General features: G+C 37.1%; 9 protein-coding genes. 1 reads left to right on the top strand and 8 read right to left on the bottom strand.

Annotated features, from left to right (window positions below):
- Nucleotides 1-287 precede the first annotated feature (287 nt).
- The 7 genes from HBB17_RS19025 to HBB17_RS18995 form a co-directional block, all read right to left on the bottom strand.
- On the bottom strand, nucleotides 288-920 hold the full coding sequence (locus HBB17_RS19025) for a class I SAM-dependent methyltransferase (RefSeq protein WP_167959080.1): 633 nt from the start codon (nucleotides 918-920) through the stop codon (nucleotides 288-290).
- Between the two features lie 265 nt (nucleotides 921-1,185).
- Entirely contained in the window at nucleotides 1,186-2,052 is an 867-nt protein-coding gene (locus HBB17_RS19020) for a creatininase family protein (protein WP_167959079.1), read from the bottom strand.
- A gap of 74 nt (nucleotides 2,053-2,126) precedes the next feature.
- Nucleotides 2,127-2,987: an AraC family transcriptional regulator gene (locus HBB17_RS19015; protein ID WP_167959078.1), complete on the bottom strand. Its 861-nt coding sequence runs from the start codon at nucleotides 2,985-2,987 to the stop codon at nucleotides 2,127-2,129.
- Between the two features lie 288 nt (nucleotides 2,988-3,275).
- Nucleotides 3,276-4,355 (bottom strand): tRNA 2-thiouridine(34) synthase MnmA, encoded by a 1,080-nt coding sequence (mnmA, locus tag HBB17_RS19010; protein WP_167959077.1) that lies wholly within the window; start codon nucleotides 4,353-4,355, stop codon nucleotides 3,276-3,278.
- The gene (gene nifU / locus HBB17_RS19005) at nucleotides 4,355-4,798 is read right to left on the bottom strand and encodes a Fe-S cluster assembly scaffold protein NifU (RefSeq protein WP_167959076.1); all 444 of its coding nucleotides are present in this window, start codon (nucleotides 4,796-4,798) and stop codon (nucleotides 4,355-4,357) included. Before nifU ends, mnmA begins: the two co-directional genes overlap by 1 nt.
- A 114-nt stretch (nucleotides 4,799-4,912) precedes the next feature.
- Complete coding sequence (gene nifS / locus HBB17_RS19000; RefSeq protein ID WP_167959075.1) at nucleotides 4,913-6,097, bottom strand: cysteine desulfurase NifS; 1,185 nt, start codon at nucleotides 6,095-6,097, stop codon at nucleotides 4,913-4,915.
- A 23-nt stretch (nucleotides 6,098-6,120) separates the two neighbouring features.
- On the bottom strand, nucleotides 6,121-6,597 hold the full coding sequence (locus HBB17_RS18995; protein ID WP_167959074.1) for an RrF2 family transcriptional regulator: 477 nt from the start codon (nucleotides 6,595-6,597) through the stop codon (nucleotides 6,121-6,123).
- 194 nt (nucleotides 6,598-6,791) lie between these two features.
- On the opposite strand from HBB17_RS18995, the gene HBB17_RS18990 reads away from it, so the two are divergent.
- Nucleotides 6,792-8,360, top strand: a complete 1,569-nt coding sequence (locus HBB17_RS18990; RefSeq protein WP_167959073.1) for a putative polysaccharide biosynthesis protein — start codon at nucleotides 6,792-6,794, stop codon at nucleotides 8,358-8,360.
- Between the two features lie 263 nt (nucleotides 8,361-8,623).
- Here HBB17_RS18990 and HBB17_RS18985 read toward each other — a convergent pair whose 3' ends face one another.
- Nucleotides 8,624-9,043, bottom strand: coding sequence for an Hsp20 family protein (locus HBB17_RS18985; RefSeq protein ID WP_167959072.1), 420 nt, complete (start codon nucleotides 9,041-9,043; stop codon nucleotides 8,624-8,626).
- Nucleotides 9,044-9,066: the final 23 nt, after the last annotated feature.

Below are 9,066 nucleotides of genomic sequence, written 5' to 3'. Positions count from 1 at the left end.
AGTTCTTTTTCGTGCTGTCAAGGGTGGCGGCAAGCTACCACAACCTATAATATCTGCAATTTTCAAGGTTCATCTGAGCCTTTTTTCTTTGCTCATTTTTTTCATAAATCATTTGACACTATCAATTTAATACCTTTGTATAATTTTGATATCCATATATAAATCTTATCGCTTACTACTTTTTGACTGGTATACGCATTCTTCTATTGCAAATACTCCCCTCCAAGATCTATCTACTAAAAGACTGCGACAAGTTGAACCCTTCTCAAGTAATGAAAGCACATGAATTACTTCGTTGTAACAGGCTGTAGAATAAGGACTTTGGAGTATTTGCATGTAATCTTTTCTGTAACTGTAAATCCATGTTTTTCAAAGTATTCATAAATATCCATATATAAGAAATGATGAAATCCTCTAGGTTCTAACACATGAATTGGCAAAAAAGCGATTTTTTCTAATAGGGATTTTGGTTGTTCCCATTCTACAACAATCAATTTTCCCTCCTTTTTCAATACTCTCTTCGCTTCCATTAAAATCTTTGCTGCCAAATCTTCCTTTATCTCATGTAGTACCAGGGATAATAATGCCACATCAAAGCTTTCCTTTTCAAAGGTAAGATTCGTGGCATCCATCTCCATGAATTTCAGATTGGCAACCTGCTCTTTTTTCTTTTTTTCTTTTGCTATCTGTAACATCTTTGTGGATAAATCAACACCATACAACTTTGCGTGCCTCTTTTCCTTTGCAATGGTCAGTGCATTGGCACCTGTTCCTGTACAAAGATCAAGAATCACTCGATCTGAATCTGTAATTTGATTCATTACTGCACGTCTTGGACTTTCCTCCTTCTTTCGAAAATAGGTTACATCCAGTAGATCATAAAATTTTGCAAGAAACCGATAGATAATTTGTGAATTCATATGCATTCTCCTTTGTGTATGTACATAAATTAATTAACACTCCGTTTATTATTAGAAAATAAATAGTTCGATAATTACTTGCATGTTATCTTTCTATCTACATTCTTTCTAATAAACTATCCTACTTATTACCTTTATTGTTTAAATATATGTTTATCTGTTCATATGTTCATTATAACACTACAATTTCATCTGTCAAGATTAAATTATGTACCTTACAAAGTTTGCAAAGCAACTCCTATATGTTAAAGTCCAAAAACATCTCTTATTCTTTTCCAATCGATCCCATAATTGCTTTGACTCCTGCTTCACATAATAGTTGATCAACCTCATCTATATCATTGATCTGTCCATACTCAGCAGGATTCCCAGCATACCCATATGGCACCAACTCTCTTGTTGCTTCTCCACCTTGGTTCCAGATTCTAAGCTGTTCCATTGTTAACGAATAGGAAGGTAATGTTTTTGCAGTTTTTGTATCAACTAGCTCTGGGCAGTATTTTAACATTTCTGCAGTTTCAATCTGTCCAGCATGAATATCCAATTTTTCTTCTTGTGTTTCCTCGTCTCCTCGTTCTTGTGTTTTTTGCTCCTCGAACATCTCCTCTGGTAACTTAAGGTCAATTGGCAATACACTATCTTCCTCTCCGGTTAAGCCATAACGTCCCAGTACAAAGCCCTCCATAACAAATCGAATGTTCATATTCAATTGTTTTCTGGAACGTTCAATTGCTGTGATTGCGGTTTTTATATGTTCATAATCACCGTGTGCATTGAAGCAGAATACATGTTGAAACCCCCAGCTTTTTAAGTTACTAAAGATATCTTCTAATAAAGCAATCATCGTTTCTGGCCGAGTAGAAAACGATCCTGGAAATCCTGAGGTCGCCTTATTGATTCCCCAATAAAATGGTGGTGCGATCATTACCTTTTGCCCATGTTTCTCCATGGCATTCTTTAGTTGCTTACAAGTAAAATAACTAAGATAACAATCTGTACCAAGAGGTAAATGTGGCCCATGTTCTTCAATTACTCCAAGAGGAAGAAAAACAGGAACATTTGCTTTTGCCGCAAGTTCAATTTCTTCCCATGATTGATCTACCATTGTATCCTCGAATATCGAATATCCCATATAATCACCCTATCCTTTCATTCCATACGTATAGTTGCTACCTGTACTTTCTGCATCTACATTTCCCTTATGAATTATCTTATCCTCTTAATAGGAATCCAGATCTCATACTGAAAATCTTCTGCTTGGCGGTTTCCTTGGTTTCTAAAGCATTCAATCTCTACGGTTTCTGCATGTCGATACCCCGATGTAGGCAACCATTCCCGAAAGATTCGACTCCATAGGTCAGCCATCGTTTTATGGATAGGACCCTTTGCCTCGAATATGGCATAGTTTGCTTCAGGTACTTCATACACCTCCATATTCTCTGGTGGTTTTTCATCTGTCACCACACCAATGGTATACTCCACTGTGTTTTCATCAATTACCTGCATAAATCCATGAACGCCCTTAGGTTCTTTCATGAGCAATGTACATAATTGCTCGTATCTTCCATCTGAAAACACTTCATTCCAAAAGACATCTACACTTCCTTCATTCTCTTGTGGTGCAACAAAAACTTTCTTCACTCCTACAATTCGCATCGTATGTACTTTTTCAAATCGATAATTCAAGGAAGTGTCTCCCTGAATCGAGATATGAAAAGTCATCGGAGGATAAGATTTGATGGTACTTCCTTCTCTTCTAGCTAATGAAGGGGTAATCCCATGTAGTTGTTGAAATGCTCTTGTAAAGGAATCTGCGGAGTCATATCCATACTTTAATGCAATGTCCAGAATTCGTTCCTCTCCATTACGTAGATCAATGGCCGCTCTTGTCATCTTCCTTCTCCGTATGTATTCACCCAATGTGATGTTCGTTAATAAAGAAAATGTTCGTTGAAAATATGCAAAAGAATATCCAGTGATCTTTGCTAATTCCTCCTTATCAATGGTAGAGTCCAGATGTTCTTCGATATACTGTAACGCTTGGTTTAGTTGCTCTAGATAATTCATCCCTTGTCCTCCCGCTAAAACTATACTAACAAATTCGTATGATTCATATCCGATTTTTTCTGCTCTATTCTGTCGGATTGCTAATAAGGTGGTGCGAGTGCGCATCCCACGAAGGGTTTCTATAATAGGAAAGTTGGAGGACTTTCCTATTATAGAAAAAATCTTCAATGAGGAAAGCCACTGATTTGACATTTCTGTCTACTCTTGACACTCCCTTCATTGAAGATTTGTTATCATAAATTATTTCCTTATATATGCTTGCATTCAACTATTACTATTGAAAATTCCTTATTTTCTCATAATCGTTCCGCCACCAACAATATAGTCATCTTTATAGAAAACTACTGCTTGTCCTGGTGTGATGGCACGTTGCGGTTCGTCAAAGACACATAGCACTTCGTCCTCTGCCACTTTTGTAATGGTACATTTTGCACCTTGGTGACTATAACGGATCTTTGCTTCTACTTCCATACTACCTTCTAGGTCTTCAATAGCCATAAAGTTTAGATTATTGGCATATAACTTGTCCGAGAACACTTCATCATTGGTACCGATCACTACTTCATTGGTTTCTGGACGAATCTCCAGTACAAAAGCAGGATGACCTAGACTCAGATTCAATCCCTTTCTCTGACCAACTGTATAATGGGTAATTCCCTTATGTTTCCCAATCACTTCACCAGCTGTATTCACGAAATTACCTGAAACAATCTTCTCACCTGAATTCTCTTCGATGAATTTGGCATAATCGTTATCTGGTATAAAACAGATTTCTTGGCTGTCTGGTTTATGAGCAACACGTAAATTAATATCCTCTGCAATCAGACGGATTTCATCCTTTGTGTACTCTCCAACTGGCATCAACGTATGTGACAATTGATACTGGGTAAGGTTATACAATGCATAGGTCTGATCTTTCGCTGTTGTTGCTGATTTTCGTAACGTATATCTACCATTATCTAACTTAAGAACACGCGCATAATGTCCTGTTGCAATATAGCTTGCCCCAATGTCTAATGATCGTTTTAACAACGATTCCCACTTTACATAGCGATTACAAGCAATACATGGATTCGGTGTACGACCTTGTAGATACTCGTTCACAAAATAGTCCATGACATTTGTTTTGAATTCCTGTTTAAAATTCATTACATAGTATGGGATATCCAGATCCTGTGCAACTCTTCTTGCATCATCTACTGCACTAAGACCACAACAACCACCTGATTCTTCTTGTGTAAAATGGTCTTCATCCTGCCAGATTTGCATCGTTACACCGATCACATCATATCCTGCTTTTTTTAATAAATGAGCTGCCACAGAGGAGTCAACTCCTCCTGACATACCTACAACTACCTTTTCACCCATTAGTATTCCTCAGCTCCATCTTCTTCACCTTCGTGAATATCTGATTTTGGTTTTTCCAATCCTTCGATCTTAATACCATGTTTTTCTGCATAATCCCATAATGCTGCATGAATTGCTTCTTCAGCAAGTAAGGAGCAGTGTACTTTAACAGGTGGAAGACCATCAAGTGCTTCCATAACTGCTTTATTCGTTACTTGTAATGCTTCTTGAATCGTTTTGCCCATTACTAATTCTGTTGCCATACTACTTGTTGCAACAGCTGCTCCACAACCAAATGTCTTGAATTTACAATCTCGAATAATTCCATTTTCATCAATATCAAGATACATTCTCATGATATCTCCACATTTTGCATTTCCTACCGTACCTACTCCACTTGCGTCTTCAATTTCACCAACATTTCTTGGATTTGTAAAATGATCCATAACTTTTTCACTGTACATTGATTATTCCTCCATATCTATAATTCGTCGTTTATTCTATTACATTTTCGTATTCGAACTAAATATTTATTTTCCTCTATTATATTTATTCTTTTTCCATTTCTTTTATTATTTCTATTTTTGTTGTTTCTTTACATAATCTTCATAAAGTGGAGACATGGAACGTAAGCGATCTACGATCTCTTTTACTTGATCTACTACATAATCTATATTTTCTTCTGTAATATCTTCACTTAATGTCAAACGTAATGAACCATGGGCTATTTCATGAGGTAGTCCAATTGCTAATAACACATGAGAAGGGTCTAAAGAACCGGAAGTACATGCAGAACCACTGGAACCACAAATTCCTTTCATATCTAACATGATCAGTAAGGACTCTCCTTCAATGAATTGGAAACTAAAGTTTGCATTGTTTGGTAAACGTTTTGTACGATGACCATTCAAACGTGTATATGGGATTTCTTTCGTCATACGATCGATCAAATGATCACGAAGAGCGATTTCCTTTTCTGTTCTCTCTTTCATCGTTGCCATTGCAATTTCAACTGCTTTACCAAATCCAACAATACCTGGTACATTCTCTGTACCTGCACGTCTATGACGTTCCTGTGCTCCGCCATGTACGAAAGAACCTAATTTCAAGCCTTTACGTATATATAAGAAACCAATTCCTTTTGGTCCATTTAATTTGTGACCGCTGGCACTTAACATATCAATATGATACTCATCTACATTAATTGGTAGTTGTCCATATGCCTGAACTGCATCTGTATGAAACAGGATATTGTGTTTTTTTGCAATTTCACCAATTTCTTTAATTGGTTGAATTGTACCAATCTCATTATTCGCAAACATGACAGAAATCAAGATCGTTGTTGGACGGATTGCTGCTTCTAATTCACTTAACTTAATCACACCATTTTCATCTACATCAACATACGTTACCTCAAAACCATGTTTTTCAAGATATTCACAAGTATGCAAAATTGCATGATGTTCAATCTTCGATGTAATAATATGATTACCTTTTCCTTGGTATGCTTCACAAGTTGCCTTCAAAGCCCAGTTATCAGACTCAGAACCACCAGCTGTGAAGTAGATCTCAGCAGCATCTGCTCCTAAAGAATTTGCAATGATATCTCTGGAATTACCAATTGCCTTCTTACATACATTGGATAATTCATATACACTGGAAGGATTACCAAAGTACTCTGTAAAATATGGTAACATCGCTTCCACAACTTCTGGTCTTGTAGGTGTTGTTGCTGCATTGTCTAAATAAATTTTCTTATCCATTTGGGTCATCTCCTATAATAATTCTATTTATCACACATCGTCTCTATTTTTGTATCCTTTAAGATTCCATGTTCGCTTCGTAGTTGTAAACTTTCTTCTACAAGCTCCGATAACATGATCTCATCCACAGCATTATTTATACTATCACTAATACGCTTCCAAACATATTTTGTTACACATAAATCAGAGCCACTACATGTGGATTCTCCACCCATAATTTCGGCACAATCTACTGGATTGAGATCACCTTCTAATGCTCGTAAAATATCACCTACGGATATATCTTTGGCTGGTTTTGCTAATACATAACCACCTTGCGCTCCACGAATACTATTGACTAAACCTGCTTTTTTTAATTTTGCTATTAATTGTTCCAAGTAACTAATTGAGATATTCTGTCGTTCCGCTACACTACTTAGTGCAACTGCTTCTTCTGCACTATTAAGTGCCAGATCAAGCATGGCTCGTAATCCATATCTTCCCTTAGTTGATAACTTCATTTGCTTCACCTCTTACCCTTAATTTAATTCCGAGTAATTTAATTCCGACTTTTTTACTTGGTTATCAAGTCAAGTTAATGATACCATTCTCAATACTACTTGTCAAGCATATCATTACAGAACTTAGCATGATTTTTTTCCTTTCTTAATATACTTAATTATGTCAAAATAAAGTAAGAGAAAGGCTGATATCTATGAGTAAAAATTCGATCCTCAAAGGTACCTTAATCCTTACAATAGCTGGTTTTGCAACTCGTATTATCGGCTTTTTCTACCGAATCTTTTTATCCAATCTCCTAAAACCCGAAGACATGGGCGTCTATCAATTGATCTTCCCTGTATATGGGATATGCTTTACCCTATATGCTTCCGGTATTCAAACGTCCATCTCTCGTCTCATTGCTGCTGAGATTGGAAAAGGAAACACCCGCTACCTAAAGAAGATCCTGCGCACTGGAATGTTCTTCTCCATAACCATTGCATTAACCTTATCCTTCTTTTTAAACCTGAATTCCTCCTTTATCGCCACGAATATTCTACTCGAAAGTCGATGCAGTGGTTCCCTGAAGATCCTGTCCTACCTCTTTCCATTTTGTGGTATCACTGCCTGTATCAATGGCTATTATTACGGGATCAAACGAGCCGGTGTTCCTGCAATGACCCAGTTGTTTGAACAAATTATTCGAGTTGTAAGTGTCTATGCGCTAGCTCCTCTATTCGCCGTCGCTAATTCAGAACGCGCTTGCGAACTAGCAGTATGGGGAATCGTTCTAGGTGAAATTGCTTCCAATGCGTACAACATCATATCTATGTTGTTCATCAAACCTTCAAAGATTCAAGCAGCTTACAAACTTAAAATACAATCCATACGGAATCGTATGGCAGGACAAAAAAAACAGGTATCCTTTGCTGGAAGCCTGTTAAAGTTGGCAGTTCCCTTAACCAGTAATCGGTTGTTAATTGGGATTCTCAGCAGTATAGAAGCAATCCTGATTCCTTCTATGTTACGAGAACATGGACTCAGTACCGCAGAGGCACTAAGCGTATATGGAGTTTTAACAGGAATGTCCATTCCCTTTATCATGTTTCCTTCCACGATTACCAATTCTTTTGCGGTACTCCTACTCCCTACCGTATCGGAAGCGCAAGCTGCTGGCAATAACAATATGATCTACAAGACTGCTGCTTTATCTATGAAATACAGTTTGATCATCGGTATACTAAGTACAGGGATTTTCATTACCTTTGGAAATTCTCTTGGATTAATCGTATTCAATAACAAAGCCGCTGGAATTTTCCTTACCATTCTTGCATGGCTTTGTCCGTTTCTTTACCTTACCACTACCCTAAGTAGTATTTTAAATGGTCTTGGAAAACCACATGTTACCTTCTTCAATACCGTTGTAGGACTTAGTGTTCGAATTGCATTTGTAATCATATTCGTACCGAAACATGGAATCTGGGGATATCTGATTGGAATGCTTGTTAGTCAAGTATTCATCTCCACCTTGGATACCCTTGCAATCCTTCGAAATATTAAGATTTCATTCCATGCCATGGATTGGATTGTAAAACCAGGTTTGATCACCGCATTTGTTGGTTTCTTAACCAATCGTTCCTACCTCTATATAAAAGAACATTCCAGTATGAATGGTTTGCTCTTACTTCTCAGCTTTTGCGTATTTTTAGTTGTTTGCTATGTTATTTTATTATTTATTACAAAAGCAATTCGTTTGGAGGAATTTCATCGCTCCAAATCTTGAATGTAAGAATACATAATTTGATGACAGCCATGTCTTGAATGCATGTATTCATCGCATGTTTTTCATCAAGCATACTTGGCTCTGAACAAAAACTATGATAAACACGCTTTGCGAGTTTATCAAGTTATAGCGGCAGTCGCCAAGGTCTCAAGTAAACTTGGACTTTGGCTCGTTGCACGCGTAAAAAAAGATGTAAACGGCATAGCGTTCTGGATTGTTCCAGAGGCTATATCGTTTACATCTTGTATATACGAAATTCATAATTAATTAGAGGCTTGATCAATCTTTCTTCGGAAATCTTCTATATCCATACCACCGATATCAATTAGTATTCGAAGTACACCATTCTTCATCGCTGCCTGTATATTCTGGCGGCTTATGCTGTTGCCAACATAATATTGTCTCATACAGCTACCGATATTGCGTTCTCTACGAATGTAATTTCGTTTTTCGTAAGGTGCTTCAATGGACTGCACTTTAATTGCACGTATGATCAAATACCCGTTTTCCAATTCAGCACTTACACTTTCTCGATCGTAACCTGGTAATTCGATTTCCATCAGAACCTGTCCGTTAATCTCTGATATATCTGTTCGCATGATATCTGGTATGTTCATACTAGAAAATTCCTCATCATCAAATACATGGTCAAACATATCAACAATTTCATACTTTGAAAACATTGGTACCATCCCCTTTTCTTATT

It is taken from the genome of Anaerosporobacter faecicola (genome assembly GCF_012070565.1).
GTDB lineage: Bacteria > Bacillota > Clostridia > Lachnospirales > Lachnospiraceae > Anaerosporobacter > Anaerosporobacter faecicola.
This window is presented reverse-complemented; position numbering and strand designations above follow the sequence as displayed.